The following is a 17877-nucleotide window of genomic DNA, read 5'->3' as shown; positions in this document are numbered from 1 at the left end:
TATATGGTTAGGCTTTCATTTATTGTATTCAGCATTCAACTCCTTTGTTCCTGGAGTTCCTGTAGTAAACAGGACCGTCCTGTTGAAAACGATCTTAAACTACAAAAAACAGCACTCTCCGGCGAATGGAGTTTTACGTTAGGAGAGCGTTCAACCCTTTCGCAGAGCGGCTTTCCGCCTGGTGACAGCGGATATTATACGGACGGCGCAGTTCCCGTTTTAAAATTGGGTAACCAGTACATTGCTTTTTGGGCCCGGTACCGCAATTACAGAACCGTTGCCAGCTCCCCGTTATTACAAGACCATCTGAACCATTTGAATCCTTTAACACCTGTATTCGGAGGCAACCAACCCAATAACGGAACGTCTAACGGGTTTAATGACGGCGGCATGTGGTTTATTGGCGTGCGGCAATTAAATGACGGCCGGTTAGCGGGCTTTTTTCATGCCGAAACGCACTGGTATCCCCGGAACACCCAGGGCTGGTATGCCTACAAATCAATCGGTGTGGCCTATTCAAGTGATAGTGGCAGATCCTGGGGCGCGCCCTACCAGATCCTGAAACATGAGTTAAATAAGCCCGACACGCCCCGCTGGTCGGGGTTGGGAGATGGCGCTGTTATTTATAATCATTTAAACAATAAGTATTATTGTTATTACACCCCGGCCACCGGCGTTACTGCCATCTGCATGGCTGCTTCAGCGGATCCCAATGGCTATGTTGGCTCCTGGAAGAAATGGTACAACAATGCATTTTCGGAACCGGGCCTGGGCGGCAAGCAAACTGCAATAGCCCCGCTTAGTATGAACCCGGGTTCAAATCCTTCGGTTCACTGGAACACCTACCTGAACAAATTCGTGATGATCTGGCATGGCTGGGATGGTAAATTATATATTTCCGCCAGTGCCAACGCCGAAACCTGGGAAACTCCGAAGTTATTACTGGAAGATGGCCCCAAAACCTGGTACCCGGCCATCGTTGGAGCCAGCAGTGTTGAAGGCGGGCAGGTGATCCAATTATATTATGCCTATAATTTCAGGCCCGACGGAAGAAGAACCCTGGCTTCCCGGACGATTACGTTTCAGCTATTATAAAGAATGAAACAAAGAAGAACGATATCATTCAGCCCGGTGGGCATAACATGTTGGAGGAGGTGCATGGGGTTGTGTCAGCCAGCCGGCAATACAGGCGCTCACAAACCTGCAAAACAGCGCCTTGCGTTGATCATTGCATTAAATAGCCTCCTGTTGCTTACGATACCTTTTACCGGGCAATGCAGCGTACAACCGTTGCAGCTCAAAAGTCCTTCGGGAACTATAACGGTAACCATCTTTAAAGAAAATAACGGCATCTTCTACAACGTTACGCAGAACGGAAGGCCGCTGCTTGCGCCCGCTCCGTTGGGTTTACGGATCGACGGCACTGCATTATTTGATAATACCGCATACCCGGTGCTGCAGGGCAAAGCATTTGTTACAGATACACTGGCACTGCTGAAAGATCATTACCAGGCAAAGCAAACCCGGTATTTGAAATACCAGGTAAGGATCGGTACGGCGGGAATGGAGTTCGCCGTATTTGACAACGGGTGTGCCTTCCGGTATAAACTGCCCGGAAACGGAGCACATCTCCTGGAGGAGCAAACGGGTTTTACGTTGGATCCTAACAGCCGGGCCTGGTTTTTTGAGCGCACTAATAGCTGGAAACTGAAATCCTATGCGGGTTTGTGGATGCAAACCCGGGCGGATAGCCTGGACAAGATTTCTCCGGTAGGACCTGTACAGGGCAAGCCGGTAATTGTGGAATGTAAGCAGGGTGGGTACTTATTTATTACCGAGGCGGCACTGTACGGTTTTAGCGGTATGCGGCTAAAGGCCACAGGCAATCGGCTTACCGTTGATTTTACGGAAGGCCCGCAAGGCTTTATATTGAAAAAAACTGCGGATGCCTACAGCCCCTGGCGGGTGATTGGTTTTGCAAAAGACCTGAACGCACTGGTGAACCATTCTATGATCGCTACACTGAATCCGGCGCCCGATCCGGCGGATTTTAAAAATACGGCATACATAAAACCCGGCAGGTCCGTATGGAGCTGGATTACTAAAGATGACCGCTACCTGGATCCGGATTTTGAAAAACAGCTGATCAGCGCTGCAGCAGCACTGGCATTTGAATACACATTGATCGACGACGGATGGGAGCAAAAATGGAATGATAAATGGACGGTTTTAAAAGAACTGGTTGCTTTTGGAAAAACAAAGAAAGTAGGTGTGTGGGTATGGAAGGATTCTAAATTTTTAAGAGATAGTAGTTACCGGGATGCATTCCTGGACACCCTGCAACAATTGGGTGTAGCGGGCATTAAGATCGATTTTATGAACAGCGAAGCCCAGGAGCTGATTGATTTTGAAACGGCATTTTTAAAAGCGGCGGCCCAAAGAAAACTGATGGTGAACTTTCATGGCTGCCAAACCTCAACAGGAACATACCGTACCTATCCCAATGAATTAACAAGAGAAGGGATCCGGGGTATGGAGCTCAACATCATGAATGAACCGATTCCTGCCTGGCATAATGCGGCATTACCGTTTACCCGGTTCATTACCGGGCCGGGCGATTATACACCCGGACTGTTTTCAAAAAAAGGTGCTACAACCAATGCCCACCAACTGGCATTGCTGTACCTGATGGAATCGCCGTTCCAGTGCATTGCAGAAAACCCGCTGACGCTTTTGAGCGAGCCGCGGTTCAAGGTTATTCTTCCGCTGCTCCGGAAGCTGCCGGTTACCTGGGATGAGCGGGTGGTTTTGTCCGGAAGCCGGATCGGCCAGGCGGCCATCATTGCCAAAAGAAACGGCAAGGACTGGTATATAGCGGCCGTAAACGGGCAGGAAAAAGCAATTACGCAAACACTAGACCTGTCATTTATAAAAGATCGTTCGGCATACCGGGCCACACTTATTAAGGATCAGGATGATGGTTTTTCCGCTGCTGTATTACGGCCGGAACAACTGGATAAAACAACAGTCACACTGCAGCCTTCCGGGGGGATGGTCCTTTACCTGGAAGCCCTGCCGGCAAAGGAAAGCGGGAACAATTTAAGGAAGCATAAACAATGAAACGGATCTTCTTTTTTTTAATGATGATTGCGGGTGTTTTCCCGGTTGCCGCACAGGTAAAGCTGGGGAATAACGGCCAGGACATCGAATGGTACTCAAAGGGGAAAGCCTATATTTTTTCACCGGAGTTTACCGTTTTATACAGCGAAACAGACCCGGCGCTTGCCTTGAAGCCGGCCGGGATCGACAAGGTGCCGTACAATGTACCAACCTGGAAAACCGATGCTTCCAAGGCCGATTACCACCAGCAACGCATCAACGAATCGGTAGCCGGTGATGGATTTGATGATAAGATCCTGCGCAGCAAAAAAGAAATAAGAACGGCCAGTATTTACCATGTTGGCCATTCTGTAACCATAAAACCGGATAAGGTCTGGGCAAAAGGGGATACGGTCTACTTTCATTTTGCAAACCAGGAAGGCTTTTCATTACAGGCCTGGCTGGTAAAAAGCCAGCCGTACCCGGCCATGGGATTTTTACTGACACCCAGGAAACAGGGCTATTACAGCGTGGGCTATACGGGAGCTCCGTCCTTTGAAAAACAGGAAACAACGGAATCCTGGCAACCTCTTGTGTGGACGGAGAAACGCACGCCGGACCAGCCCTATCTTACACCGGCCTTTATGGCAACAGAACCGGTAACGCTGGTAAGCGATGGGGTAAATTCATTGGGCGTACTGGCCCATCCCCGGTATCTTCCTTTTCAGCCGCTGCCCCTACTGGACAACAGTCAGTTTGGGGTCGCCCTGTTAAATGCAAAAGCGCAATTGCAGTCGCAGGTTTTTGCGCCCATACCCGGCGGACTGCATTCGTTTATGAAAGCAGGTGCCACCTTCGGCTTTTCCTTTTATCTGTTGGTTACACCGCATACGATTACGGATACCTATGAACAGATCGCCCGGAATATTTTTGGGTTTAGCGATTACCGCACCAATGCCACCGTATCGATGAATACGACGCTGGACAATCTTATTGACTACGCCAAAACACACTACGCCTGGTTTGTAGACAGCCTGAAGGGGTTTGCGTATTCCACGGATGTACCGGGGGCCGTAAAAAACGTATCCAGTCTCAATCCGTTGGAGCTGGCCATCATCAGGGATGACAAAGAACTGTTTGAAAAACGGGCCTATCCGCTAATGGAGTTTATGTTGTCGCGTGAGAAATTCCTGTTCAGCCTTGACAGTACGCAGAAGATACAATCGCCCTCCCGTAAACTCAGGGGACCCATTGCCCCGCTGTCTGAGCTGGGTGTGCTGCACAGCGTTTTTCCGGGAAACGATTATTTGTATACAACACTGGCAAAAAGAGAATTTACAAAAACCCGGGTGCGCAACCTGGATGTGGAGGAGAAGGGCTCCAACTGGATCAATGCCCTGTTTCTTTTTAAAATGACTGGCGATAGCACCTATCTTACCATGAGCCGGAAGATGGCGGATGCATACCTGGAGAAGCGAGTGGATCAGCGGATGGAAGCTTTTGGAGATCCGATGATCAGCACGCATTTTTTCTGGCCCACGTTCACCAATAACTGGTCGGCCCTGCTGGAACTGTACGAACTGACCAAAGAAGAACGCTATTTAAAAGCCGCGCATGACGGCGCCCGGCATTATGCGTTATTTACCTGGATGGTACCGGCTGTACCCGACAGCCTGATAACGGTAAACAAAGGCGGCAAGGCTCCCATGTACTGGTACCTGAAATCGAAAGGGCATCAGCAAATGTATTATCCGGAAGAAAAAGTGCCGGCCTGGCGGGTATCGGAAGTGGGACTTACGCCAGAGTCTTCCGGAACCGCAACCGGGCACCGGGGTATCTTTATGTCAACCTTTGCGCCCTGGATGCTGCGTATCGGGTATTATACGAAGGATGATTTTTTGATCCAGATCGCAAAAGCGTCCCTGGTGGGGCGCTCCGCCAGTTTCCCAGGGTATCATATGAATACGGAGCGCACAACGGCCTATGAGAAACCGGATTTTCCCCTGCATGAACACAAGGCACAAAGCGTGAACTCTTTTCATTACAACCATATTCTTCCGATGGCTTCACTGTTTATGGATTACCTGGCTTCGGATGCGTATATTAAAAGTGGCGGCCGGATCCACTTTCCCAATGATTACATCGAGGGATATGCCTATCTGCAGAATAAATTCTACGGGCATAAAAAGGGAAGCTTTATGGGCTCGGATCAGGTGCAGCTCTGGATGCCGGCACGCTTGTTAAAGATCGGCGATATCGGGTTGAATTATATTGCCGCCCGGAAGGAGGACTCCTTATTCATCGCATTTGCCAATCAGTCTGCACATCCCATTCAAACAACTGTTACCGTTAATCCTGTATGGGTCCGGTTTCCCGGGAATACGGTAATGACGGTGCTTGGCGAAAAAAAGCAGGAGGAAGCTTTAAAGGACAGCAGTTTTACAATAACGGTTCCTGCTAATGGTCAAACGGCAGTGGTGCTGAAAGGTGCGGTGGTTACGTCGGCCTTTCAGGATCAGCTGCTGCAACCGGTTGCGGATAAAAGCCGTGATTATCTTTCCATATCCGAAGGAAATGCAAAGGCCCTGCTGTTTAAACTGGGCGGCTACGGCCGCAGGCTTTTTGTTTATCTCGAAGACGATGATACTAAATGGAGCAGTGTGCGGCTGCAGTATCGCATAGGAAAATCCAAACCGGCAGTCATCAGCAAAAACAGTTATCCGTTTGAATTTACAGTAGCTGCGGATCGTCAGCAGCCGGTCTTCTTTTCGTTAATACTTACCGGAACGGATGGAAGAACTGTTCGTACAAAAGAATATGAGCTGGGACAAAGAACAATATCAATCAACGTGAAAAATAGATAGAATGATCATTAAAGATGCAGAAACGAAACGGGATCTGAAAAAAGAGATTATTGAACAGGATCTTGTTATTGTGGGAGGCGGTATGTCGGGCGTATGCGGCGCCATCACAGCCGCCCGGCAGGGGCTAAGGGTGCTGCTGGTACAGGACCGCCCGGTGTTGGGAGGCAATGCCTCCAGCGAAGTGCGGTTGTGGATCCTTGGGGCTACTTCGCATATGGGAAACAACAACCGGTGGAGCCGGGAAGGGGGGGTGATCGACGAAATACTGGTAGAAAACACCCACCGGAACCCGGAGGGGAACCCGGTCATACTCGATATGATCCTGCTGGATAAAGTAACGCAGGAGTCCAACATTACATTGCTGTTGAATACGGCGGTGTATGAAGTGATCAAAGCCGATGCAGACCGCATCTCCGGGTTAAAAGCCTTTTGCAGTCAGAATGCTACCGAATACGAGTTAAGGGCACCGCTGTTCTGTGATGCTTCCGGCGACGGTATCGTGGGCTTTCTTTCGGGTGCAGCATTCCGTATGGGCGCAGAAACCCGCGAAGCGCTCAACGAGCCGATGGCTCCGGACATCAGCTATGGGGAGTTGCTGGGGCATTCACTTTATTTTTATACAAAGGATACCGGAAAGCCGGTAACATTTCACGCACCTTCCTTTGCAATGGATGTACAAAAGGAAATTCCACGGTATAAAAGCTTTAATGCGAAGGAACATGGCTGTAAACTCTGGTGGGTAGAATATGGTGGAAGGCTGGATACGGTGCATGATACGGAAAAGATCAAATGGGAGCTGTGGAAAGTGATCTATGGCGTATGGGATTATATCAAAAATTCCGGCGCCTTTCCGGAGGCGGCAACCTATACGCTGGAATGGGTGGGCATGATCCCGGGCAAAAGGGAAAGCCGCCGGTTTGAGGGAGATTATATCTTATCACAAAAAGATCTGATTGAGCAGCGCATACATCCGGATGCGGTTGCTTATGGCGGATGGTCTATTGACCTGCATCCGGCAGATGGGGTTTTCAGCGACCGCTCGCCCTGTAACCAATGGCATAGCAAGGGGCTCTTCCAGATACCTTACCGCTGTTTATACAGCAGGAATATAAAGAATCTTTTTTTGGCGGGTCGTATCATCAGTGTAAGCCATGTGGCTTTTGGAGCAACGCGGGTGATGGCCACCAGCGCTTATACGGGTCAGGCAATGGCAGTGGCAGCGGCGCTTTGCGCGCGGCTCGGAACAGATCCACGAACATTGCTGGAGACCGCTTATATGACGGAACTGCAGAAAGAGCTGCTGAAAACGGGTCAGTATATCCCGGGCAACATGCTGCGGGATGAGGAAGACCGGTCGCTAAGCAGTACTATTACCGCAAGTTCTTCCCTAAGCTTTGAGGGGTTTGATCAACAGCAACTAGTGTATAAACCGCTAACGATCGCCGCGGCACAGCTGATACCTGTTACCACGGGCGCACTACCGGCATTCCGTCTCCCTGTAAAGGCTACCAGGGCTACCGAACTGATCGCGGAGGTTCGCTCCAGCAGCCGCGTGGGCGGATTTACACCGGATCAGACGCTGATGCGGAAAACTATTTTGCTGCAGGAAGGGGAAACAGAAATTGAAGTAGATGCCCGGCTGCAACTGGATCAACCACAATACCTGTTTCTTTGTTTTCTGAAAAATGACGATGTGGAAATCGGGTATTCTAATCAACGGATAACGGGTTTTGTATCTGTTTTTAACGGGGTAAATAAAGCGGTGTCCAACAATGGAAAGCAACAGGCTCCTGAGGGGTCCGGTGTGGATTCTTTTGAATTCTGGTGTCCGCAGCGCAGACCGGAGGGGCAGAACCTGGCATTGCGTTTTTTGAGCCCGGTATTTATATCAGGTACCGGCTATCTTACCAATGGTGTTGACCGTCCTGCCGATCAGCCCAATGCCTGGATTGCAGATCCCGGGGATGCGCGACCCTCGGTTACGCTCAGCTGGAACACCGCACAACAGATCCGGAAGATTCACCTGGCATTTGATACCGATTTTGATCATGCCATGGAATCTGTGCTGATGACACATCCGGAAACCACCATGCCTTTTTGCGTGCAGCGATACCAGGTAGAAGATGAACAGGGAAACCTGTTGTATCAAAAAGAAGGTAACTTTCAAACGCTGAACACGATTGTATTGGAACAACCGGTAACCACGAAGCGGCTGACGATCCGGGTGGAGCATCCTTCCGCACAGGTACCGGCATCACTGTTTTCTGTAAGATGTTATTCATAAACTGATTTGTATTTTATGATCGATACTATTGTTGTTGTTGTCTTTTCCGTGTTCATCCTGCTGGTGGGTATCAGCTTTTCGCGTACCGGCAGAAACCTGAAATCTTTTTTTGCCGGGGGAGAGGCCGTTCCCTGGTTCATTGGCGGTTTGTCCTTGTTTATGAGTTTTTTCTCTGCAGGAACCTTTGTTGCCTGGGGTGCCATTGCCTATCAGCATGGATGGGTGGCGGTCACGATCCAATGGACGATGTGCATTGGCGCGCTGGTTACAGGTTTGTACCTGGCGCCCAAATGGAAGGCCACCGGTAACCTTACTGCTGCAGAGTTCATCAAAATGCGGCTGGGTACCAGGGTTCAAAAAAGCTATATCTATATTTTTACGATTGTTTCGGTGTTCATCAAAGGGTCGGTGCTGTATTCTGTTGCCAAACTGGTATCTGCCTCCCTGGGCTATCCGTTGATTCCCGTTACGGTGATCCTGGGCATTCTGATGATTTCTTATACCGCTGTAGGAGGACTTTGGGCGGTGATGGTAACCGATATATTGCAATTTGTGGTATTGACCGCCGCCGTTTTGATCATCCTGCCCCTGGTGTTTCATGAAACCGGCGGCGTGCAGCAGTTTATCAATAAGGCTCCCGATCATTTTTTCGACCTGGTAAATGGCGAATACAGCTGGGGCTTCATTTTTGCATTTGCCCTTTATCATATTTTTTATATCGGAGGTAACTGGACCTTTGTGCAGCGGTATACCAGTGTTGACAGTCCTAAAAGTGCATCAAAAGTGGCCTACCTGTTTGCGGGGCTTTATATCATAAGTCCTATTATCTGGATGTTGCCACCAATGGCCTACCAGGTGATCCATCCGGGCTTGTCCGGGCTCGATGCGGAGAATGCTTATATCATGGTTTGTAAACAGGTATTGCCAGCCGGGCTGCTGGGACTTATGTTAACTGGTATGTATTTTTCAACCTCCGCTTCGGCCAATACCGCGCTGAACGTAGTGTCTGCCGTTTTTACCAATGATATCTACAAAGGATCTATTAACCCGCAGGCCTCCGATAAAAAGCTGATGTTTGTAGCCCGGGCATCCTCCTGGTTCTTTGGAATCTTTATGATCCTGATTGCGATTGGCGTTCCCTATATCGGCGGTATTGTGGAGTTTACGCTGAGTGTAGGGGCCATTACCGGCGGGCCATTGTTGTTGCCTCCTATCTGGGCACTTTTTTCGAAAAGGTTGTCGGGAAAGGCTACCATATACATCACGATCCTGAGTCTTGCAATAAACCTGCTGTTTAAAATGGTGATCCCGTTGATCAATCACTATAAATTATCAAGAGCCAATGAAATGTTGCTGGGTGTGTTATTGCCGCTGATCGCACTTGCCGTTTATGAATGGGTGGCTGCAAAGAAGAAACGCGTTAGCCCAGACTACCTGCAATACAGGGAGTATAAGCAAAACAAGAAAAAAGAAGCTGCGGTAATAGATGAGGAAGAAGCCCGGTTAGTGAAAGCACAAAATGTGTTTGGGTTAAAGATGATTGCTTTTTCATTGGCGTTTATGGCGGTGCTGATGCTGGTGCTGGCGGGCATTACCTCAAAGGGAGGCACACTGGTGGCAACAATTGCGCTGTTCGTTCTTGCAGGGTCCCTTATTCCCTGGCGGGCAGCAAAAAAAGCGGGTACCCGCTGATGTGTGAAAGGATCCCAATGCTGTATTCCATCGCCCCGGCGTTACTAATTAAAACAATAATCAGCGGAAGCTGCTGCACACTCCTGCCGGTCATGTATTTCTGCCGTTTTTCTCAGTCGCTTTTCTTACTTTCATACCCCGGTAACGATTACGGGGATTCAATAAGATCAATATGACAACTCCTGTTTTTAAAAGCCTGTTTGTTTTTTGGGCACTGACTTTTTTTGCAATAACCAGCCATGCTGCAACTGCGGCGGATCCAAACCCCAAAGAAGTATTGAAGATTATGCACCGGGTGGCCGACTGGCAGCTGGATAACTGGAAAACCAAAGGGTTTAAGTATCCCAAATCCGACTGGACTAATGGTGCCTGCTATACCGGGTTATACAGTGTTGGAACCCTGAAAGGCGGAAAAAAATACCTGCAGGCGCTGGTGGATATCGGAAATGAGCTGAACTGGAATACAGGGCGGCGCCGTTTTTTTGCAGATGATTATTGTGTGGGTCAAACGTATGCCCAACTGTCGATGAAGTACCGGGATCAGAAAATGATTGGACCGTTCATATTGCTGGCAGACAGTATCCTGGCAAAACCCCATGACGAACCGCTGAACTGGAAAAACAGTATACAATTGCGCGAATGGGCCTGGTGCGATGCGTTATTTATGGGCCCGCCTTCACTGGCCTACCTTACCACAGCAACAAAGGACAGCCGGTACCTGGATATGGCGGCGAAGCTTTGGTGGAAAACAACAGATTTTCTTTACGACCCTTCTGAACAGCTTTATTTCAGGGATGAAAGTTATTTTAATAAGAAAGAAAAGAACGGGCAGAAAGTTTTTTGGTCAAGAGGAAATGGCTGGGTATTGGGAGGATTGGTACGGATGCTGGAAAATATGCCCGCCAACTATCCAGACAAAGCAAGGTTTGAAAAACTCTATAAAGAGATGATGGCAAAAGTGGTTTCGCTTCAGCAGCCGGATGGCAGCTGGCACGCATCCCTGCTGGATCCCGAAAGTTTTCCGATAAAGGAAATGAGCGGCACCGGTTTTTTTTGCTATGCGATATTGTGGGGAGTGAATCATGGCCTGTTGGATAAAGCGACCTACTGGCCTGCTGCAAAGCGCGCATGGGATGTTATGGTGTCTTCAGTGAATGCAGATGGAATGTTGGGCTATGTACAACGCATTGGAGCCGCACCAGACAAGGTAAATGCGGAAAGCACGGAGGTGTATGGAGTGGGGGCCTTCCTGCTGGCGGGCACTCAATTGTATCATTGTTTGAAAAAATAAAATCACAAATGAAAAATAAGACATACCGGATCATTATGCTGCTTTTGCTTCTTGCGGGCTTTAGCACGGGGCATACTCAGGAAACGGATAAAAAGACGGTACGGTTATTTCTGATTGGCAATAGTTTTTCGCAGAATGCCACAAGATATCTCCCGCAGCTTGCGAAGGAGGGCGGTTTTGCCCTTTCCATTGGCCGCGCCGAACTGGGAGGCTGCTCATTGCAACGGCACTGGGAACTGGTTGAAGCCGCAGAGGCCGGCGATCCAAAAGGGAAAGCGTATAACGGAAAATCATTAAAAGAATTGCTGGGTTCAGGAACCTGGGATGTGGTTACATTGCAGCAGGCCTCTATTTTATCCGGCGACTCCAACACGTACAAACCCTATGCGCGCAAGCTGGTGGAATACATTCACCGGCTGCAACCCACCGCAACGATTTTGCTGCATCAAACATGGCCCTATCGCACTGATGCACCGTCCTTTTCACAGATCTCCGGCGGCGGCCATGCCCAGTCTGCTGAAGCGATGTGGAAACAATCGCGCGCAGCATACCATACAACCGCGGCCGCGTTGCAGCTGGTTCTTATTCCCGTTGGCGATGCCTTTTTTGCAGCGCAACAAAAAAGGAACACTGCATTTGAAAAGGATGCTTCCTTTAAGCCAGGGCAGGCCGTTTTCCCCGATCTTCCGGACCAGGCACATTCTCTGCATGTAGGATATTTTTATAATAAAAAGAAGCAACTGGATCTGGATACGCATCATGCCAGTGCGGCGGGCTGCTATCTTGCCGGATTGGTATGGTATAAAGTGCTGTTTGGCGCATCTCCGTTACGGACCGTTTTTAAGCCGGATACTGTAGGAGACGGATTTGCAAAAGAATTAAGAATAATTGCCGACCGTGTTGCGTCCGGAACAGATCATGCACAGGTACGGCGGTGAACCATGGCGAAAGCAGTACCCCTGGTTTCCGCCGGAAATAAATGCTGCACCATCCGTTCCGCCTTATTGGTTTGGTAAATCATGAAAAAGAACCTCCATGTTCAGGTCGTTCTGGACCAGGGATCCGGCATAGGCGTTCCGGGTTAACCCATAAGTAGTGATCAGGGTTAAAAAGAGCGTTTTCCGGGTGGACGTTGCAGCGCGAAATGCGGTTAGTTTATTTCTTAGCTCCTCCGCGTATTTTTTGGTGATCGAAAAGTCGTTAATGAAAAATTTCATTTCACAAAGATTGATCACCTGATCCTTCCGGTCGATTACAAGATCTATTTGAGCTCCTTCGCCGGTCCAGGAAGAAACCGATGTTTGTACCCCGCTGATGCCGAGGGCCTGTTTGATCTCTTTTATATGCGCCAGGCATACCTGCTCAAAGGCATAGCCGCTCCACGCCCGGTGTTTCGGATCATCCAGGCCATTGATCCAGTTATTTTCATCCCGCCGGTTTACAATAAAACGCAGGTAAAAAAGGGAATAAAAATCGGATAACTGATATAAACTGTTCCGTTCCTTTTTTCCGAAGGAGTGATATCTGCGTATAAAACCACTTTCCTCCAACTCTTTTAATATACGGGTAGTACTGCCGGCGTTGGACAACTTTGTAAGGGTGATGATTTCATCGCGGGTAAGTCCTTTTGCTTTTTTACTCAGGGCTTCTATGACCAGGATATGTTTTTCTGCCTTGTTAAATAAAGACCGGTAAAGGTCGTCAAATTCTGTAACCAGGAGTCCGTTTTCGCTGAAACAAATGCGGTCAATGTTCTGTGCTGCACTTAGGCCGGGATCTACCTGGTTCAGGTAAAACGGAATGCCCCCCATTGCCATGTATAACTGTACGATCTGATACCGGTCAAATACCGCGTTCCGGTTTTGTAAAAAGGCTTCACATTCCGCAAGCGAGAAGGGGTCCAGCTTGATGCGCCGGGTAACCCGGTTGTGCAGGCCGCCTTTATTATGAATGAGCTTGTTGATCATCCAGGAAGCGGCCGATCCGCAAACCACCAGCACGATGTCTGTTCTGCTACTTGCCCAGGAATTCCAGAAATGTTCCAGTGCAGGCATAAACCCTGACTGGGCGGTATCGAGCCAGGGCAATTCGTCGAGGAACAAAACTTTACGGGCACTTTTTTTTGCTTCCAGGAGGGCGATCAGCCGCTGAAAAGCCATTAGCCAGTTATCGGCAGGTACGTGCTCCTTTGCTGCTGGATCATATTTTTTCAGGGCCAGATGAAAATTCAGGAGCTGTTGTTTGGTGTTCACATTTGCCATGCCGGTAACGTAAAAGTCGAAGCTGCTGTTAAAAACCTCCCTTATTAAAAAGGTCTTTCCTACGCGGCGGCGGCCATACAGCGCAATAAATTCTGATTGTGCAGACCTGTAGAGCTGCGTTAGTTGCTCCTGCTCCTTTTTACGACCAATAAGCATTAACGGTTCTTTTTGGCTATAAATGCACAAAAAATAGTATTAAAGCCAAAAGTCAAAGTAAAAATGGCTCTAACATGATATTTTTTATGAGTTAAAGCCAAATTGATATATCCTAAAATAAACGGATACTGCTTATTTATGGTTGTAAAGGAGCGGGCGATTATAAAAGAATATACACAAAATGCATAAAAACAAAAATCCCGGAATTACTCCGGGATTCTTCGTGGTGTGGGCCGGCCCCGATACATCGGGGGAACCGGCGACTATAAAAATTCGATTTGAAATTTTTCAAAAACCCTGGTATTAAATGCCTCCCGCGTATTACTATCGGAGCAAAGCAACCGCAGATATTTCTTGGATTTCATGGATTTGAGATAAGCTTCAACGATCAGCGCGGCCGTCCTGTTGGGAAGTTTCCAGGTTTGAAGTGGCTTCCAATCACTGGTAAAAGCGGTACTTGCATGATGATAATGTTTTGAATTGTGCTGCAGGGTTCTTCCCTCAACATCGGAAGTTTCTCCGATGTAAAACTTATCATAGGTTGGGCTATATAGAATATATACAAAGTGCATAAAAACAAAAATCCCGGAATTACTCCGGGATTTTTCGTGGTGTGGGCCGGGATCGAACCGGCGACACAAGGATTTTCAGTCCTTTGCTCTACCGACTGAGCTACCGCACCATCCTTTCCGCCTTAGCGGGCTGCAAATATAGCGTATCAGCAGCACACTGTCAAAAATATCGGCAAAAAATAAAAAAAACGCTGCGGGGTAAGCAATGCCTGCCCCGTATCATCGCTTTCAGGAAATATTACATCCCATATTCTGCTAAAAATTTGATCCGCATAATCTTAAGCTGTTCCCAATTAAAATCAAATTCGGCCAGTTCTTCCTGTGCCAGCTGGAGAGAAGACGTTTCGCAGCTTTTAAAGTATTCGATGATTTCATCCTGCTCATCCTCATCCAGCATTTCGTCAATGGCATAACCCAGGTTCAGCTTGGTACCGCTGGCTGCAATGGTTTCCATCTCCTCCAATAGTTCATTCATCTGCCAGCCTTTGTTTTTAGCAATGGTTTCCAGGGGGATCTTTTTATCGGTTTGCTGAATGATATATACTTTATTGCCGCTTTTATTCACCACGCTTTTCATTACAAAATCATCCGGTTTCTGGATGTTATTGTCTTCTACATAGCGTGCTACCAGTTCTACAAAGGGCTTGCCGTACCGGATGGCCTTGCCCTTGCTTACGCCCTGGCATTTTTCCAGTTCCGCTACAGTGGTGGGATACAGGGTGGCCATATCCATCAGCGAGTTTTCGAGGAAAATGACAAAGGGCGGCAGGCTTTTCTTCTTGGCTTCCTTCTGGCGCAGTTCCTTCAGCATCTCAAACAATTGCTGATCGGTGGCCGCACCTTCACCGTCTTCCGTACCCGGGGCCTCATCATCATCCCAGGCTTCTTCAAATTTATTGTTCAGCACAATGGAGAAGGATTTCGGCTTCTTTAAAAAGGCGGTTCCTGCGGGCGTTATCTTTAATACGCCGTATTCTTCGATGTCTTTTTTTAACAGGTCTTCCAGGAGCATCTGTCGGATCAGGGAGTTCCAGAACAAGGTGTCCTGTGCTTTTCCCACCCCAAAGGAAGTAAGCCCCTCATGCCGGAACATTTTTACCTGCGGTGTCAGTTTCCCGATCAGGATGTTGATGGCATAGTCGGTTGCAAAGCGCTCATCCAGCTCCTTAAGCGTCTTCAGCACCAGCACGGCCTGTTCTTTTGCTTCCATCCGTTCTTTTGGATGTTTGCAGTTATCGCATTGTCCGCAATTTTCTACCTCATATTGTTCACCAAAATAGCTCAGGATTACTTTCCGGCGGCAAACCCCGCTTTCGGCGTAGGCTACGGTTTCATTAATCAGCTGGGCGCCTACCTCCCGTTCGCTGAGGGGTTTATCGCGCATCAGGTGTTCCAGTTTACTTACATCCTTATGCGAATAATACAGCAGGCATTTCCCCTCCAGTCCGTCACGGCCGGCGCGGCCGGTTTCCTGGTAATAGTTTTCAATCGACTTGGAAATATTATAGTGGATCACGAACCGGATATCCGGTTTGTCGATCCCCATCCCAAAGGCAATGGTAGCTACAATTACCTGCACATCTTCATTCAGGAACTGGTCCTGCCGCTCAGCCCGCAGCTTGCTGTCGAGCCCTGCATGATAGGCTACAGCCTTGATGCCATTGGCCATCAGGATATCGGCCAGCTCCTCCGTGGTTTTACGGTTGAGTGTATAGATGATGCCGCTTTTATTCTTCATGCTTTTGATAAAGCGGACAATACTTTCGTTGGTTTGCTTCTTATTAACCTTGGGTACAATTTCGTAGTATAGATTATCCCGGTTAAAAGAAGAGATAAAGATATTGGCGTCTTTAAGCCCCAGGTTCTTGATAATATCGCTTTGCACCTTTGGGGTGGCGGTAGCTGTTAAGGCAATTACAGCGGCATCTGGATTGATCTGGTTCATCATCTCCCGCAAACGCCGGTATTCCGGCCGGAAATCGTGTCCCCATTCCGAAATACAATGCGCTTCATCCACCGCAAAAAAAGAAATATTCAGATCGCTGAAGAAAACCAGGTTCTCCTGTTTGGTGAGCGTTTCCGGAGCAACATATAACAGTTTTGTTTTTCCGGATAGCAGATCATCGTGAACCTCCTTTATTTCCTTTTTATTTAAAGTTGAGTTTAAAAAGTGCGCAATTTCATCGTTGCTGTTATAGCCCCGCACCAGGTCTACCTGGTTCTTCATCAGTGCAATCAGTGGTGAAACAATGATTGCAACACCCTCCATGATCACTGCGGGGAGCTGATAGCAGAGGCTTTTTCCCCCTCCGGTAGGCATAATAACAAATGTATCCTGTCCTGATAAAAGCGAATGAATGATGTCTTCCTGTTTTCCTTTGAAATTTTGAAAACCAAAATTCTTTAGCAATTCTCCGTGTAAATCTGTCTTCGTAGCTGTTTTTGTTGCGCGGCTGACCGCAGGTTCCTTTTTCTTGGTGGCCTTCTTTTCGCTTTTCACTGCCATTTCTGTAATATAAAAGATTTTAATAGTCGATCAATATCCTTAAAAGATACGCCGGATATTCAGAAAAAAAAAATTTTCGGGTAGCGAATTTAGCTAAGGTTGGCCTGCTTTTAAAATATTAATGGTTAAAGTTTTTTGTGCCCATATAAATAATACATTTGTGTTTTCTTAACGAGGCGATATATAAATGAGTGACAATATTTTACAACGCGCCAGAAAGACATTCCAATTAGAGGCCGACGCGCTTAATGAAGTACAGCTTTTATTGAATGATGATTTTAAGCAAGCGGTTTTGCTGATTCATAACTGCACGGGACGTGTGGTTTTCAGCGGAATAGGAAAAAGCGCCCTGGTTGCGCAGAAGGTCGTGGCTACGTTTAATTCCACCGGAACGCCGTCCATTTTTATGCATGCGGCAGATGCCCTGCATGGAGACCTTGGAATGGTGCAGGAGTCGGATGTGGTAATCATTCTCAGCAAAAGCGGGTACAGCCCGGAAATAAAAGCACTGGTGCCACTGGTGAAAAATTTTGGAAATAAGCTGATCGCCATCGTGGGAAATACAAATTCTTATCTTGCCCAGCAGGCAGACCTGGTTTTAAATACAACGGTTAATCAGGAAGCCTGTCCGAATAACCTGGCACCCACATCCAGTACTACGGCGCAGATGGTGATGGGGGATGCATTGGCCACCTGTTTGATGGACCTGAAGGGTTTTAAGGATGATGATTTTGCCAAATTTCATCCAGGAGGAACACTCGGGAAAAAACTATATCTGAGTGTTGCGGATGTATTTCCGGGAAATGAACGGCCCATGGTTTATGAGAACCAGTCGCTGAAAGAGGTGATTGTTGAAATCACCCGGAAAAGATTGGGAGTTACAGCGGTTGTAAATGAACAAAAAGAGCTGGTAGGCATTATAACAGACGGAGATCTCCGGAGAATGTTGGAAAAGAATACGGATATTGAAGGCACCGTGGCTCAAAATATTATGACGCGGCATCCTAAAACCATCGAGCCGGGAGAGCTGGCCGTATCTGCCCTCGACATCATGCGGAGAAATTCTATCACACAGCTGGCGGTTGTGGAAGGAAAACGTTTTTTAGGTATTATTCACATACACGACCTGCTAAAGGAAGGATTGATATAAAA

Annotated in this window: 11 protein-coding genes and 1 tRNA gene; 8 read left to right on the top strand and 4 right to left on the bottom strand. The window is 48.0% G+C overall.

The genetic code is table 11. The features are described from left to right. The first annotated feature begins 3 nt into the window (after window positions 1-3). The 7 genes from LQ567_RS16025 (at window position 4) to LQ567_RS15995 (ending at window position 12168) form a co-directional block, all read left to right on the top strand. The gene (locus tag LQ567_RS16025) at window positions 4-1095 is read left to right on the top strand and encodes a hypothetical protein (protein ID WP_231005843.1); all 1092 of its coding nucleotides are present in this window, start codon (window positions 4-6) and stop codon (window positions 1093-1095) included. A gap of 126 nt (window positions 1096-1221) precedes the next feature. Then, window positions 1222-3120: a glycoside hydrolase family 97 protein gene (locus LQ567_RS16020; protein WP_231005841.1), complete on the top strand. Its 1899-nt coding sequence runs from the start codon at window positions 1222-1224 to the stop codon at window positions 3118-3120. Continuing rightward, window positions 3117-5963, top strand: a complete 2847-nt coding sequence (locus LQ567_RS16015) for a hypothetical protein (protein ID WP_231005833.1) — start codon at window positions 3117-3119, stop codon at window positions 5961-5963. The genes LQ567_RS16020 and LQ567_RS16015 overlap by 4 nt, the downstream gene beginning before the upstream one ends. A gap of 1 nt (window position 5964) precedes the next feature. Then, on the top strand, window positions 5965-8247 hold the full coding sequence (locus tag LQ567_RS16010; RefSeq protein ID WP_231005826.1) for an FAD-dependent oxidoreductase: 2283 nt from the start codon (window positions 5965-5967) through the stop codon (window positions 8245-8247). A 15-nt stretch (window positions 8248-8262) separates the two neighbouring features. Next, on the top strand, window positions 8263-9939 hold the full coding sequence (locus tag LQ567_RS16005; protein ID WP_231005815.1) for a sodium:solute symporter family protein: 1677 nt from the start codon (window positions 8263-8265) through the stop codon (window positions 9937-9939). Between the two features lie 172 nt (window positions 9940-10111). Next, on the top strand, window positions 10112-11230 hold the full coding sequence (locus tag LQ567_RS16000; protein WP_231005806.1) for a glycoside hydrolase family 88/105 protein: 1119 nt from the start codon (window positions 10112-10114) through the stop codon (window positions 11228-11230). Between the two features lie 8 nt (window positions 11231-11238). Beyond that, on the top strand, window positions 11239-12168 hold the full coding sequence (locus LQ567_RS15995; RefSeq protein ID WP_231005804.1) for a DUF4886 domain-containing protein: 930 nt from the start codon (window positions 11239-11241) through the stop codon (window positions 12166-12168). A 63-nt stretch (window positions 12169-12231) separates the two neighbouring features. On the opposite strand, the gene LQ567_RS15990 is transcribed toward LQ567_RS15995, so the two are convergent. From LQ567_RS15990 to recQ, 4 genes are all read right to left on the bottom strand, one after another. After that, a complete protein-coding gene (locus tag LQ567_RS15990) occupies window positions 12232-13647 on the bottom strand; it encodes an AAA family ATPase (RefSeq protein WP_231005802.1) in 1416 nt (471 codons plus the stop codon). A 263-nt stretch (window positions 13648-13910) separates the two neighbouring features. Beyond that, the gene (locus LQ567_RS26295) at window positions 13911-14219 is read right to left on the bottom strand and encodes a GIY-YIG nuclease family protein (RefSeq protein WP_394800393.1); all 309 of its coding nucleotides are present in this window, start codon (window positions 14217-14219) and stop codon (window positions 13911-13913) included. A 37-nt stretch (window positions 14220-14256) separates the two neighbouring features. Then, window positions 14257-14329 (bottom strand) — tRNA-Phe (locus LQ567_RS15985). 128 nt (window positions 14330-14457) lie between these two features. Then, complete coding sequence (gene recQ / locus LQ567_RS15980; protein ID WP_231005799.1) at window positions 14458-16725, bottom strand: DNA helicase RecQ; 2268 nt, start codon at window positions 16723-16725, stop codon at window positions 14458-14460. A gap of 187 nt (window positions 16726-16912) precedes the next feature. Between recQ and LQ567_RS15975 the strand changes: the two genes are divergently transcribed. Further along, window positions 16913-17875 (top strand): KpsF/GutQ family sugar-phosphate isomerase, encoded by a 963-nt coding sequence (locus LQ567_RS15975; protein WP_231005797.1) that lies wholly within the window; start codon window positions 16913-16915, stop codon window positions 17873-17875. Window positions 17876-17877: the final 2 nt, after the last annotated feature.

The sequence above is a fragment of the Niabella pedocola genome (assembly GCF_021044425.1).
Taxonomy (GTDB): Bacteria; Bacteroidota; Bacteroidia; order Chitinophagales; family Chitinophagaceae; genus Niabella; species Niabella pedocola.
The sequence above is the reverse complement of the archived record's forward strand: the minus strand, read 5'-3'. Positions and strand labels throughout refer to the sequence as shown.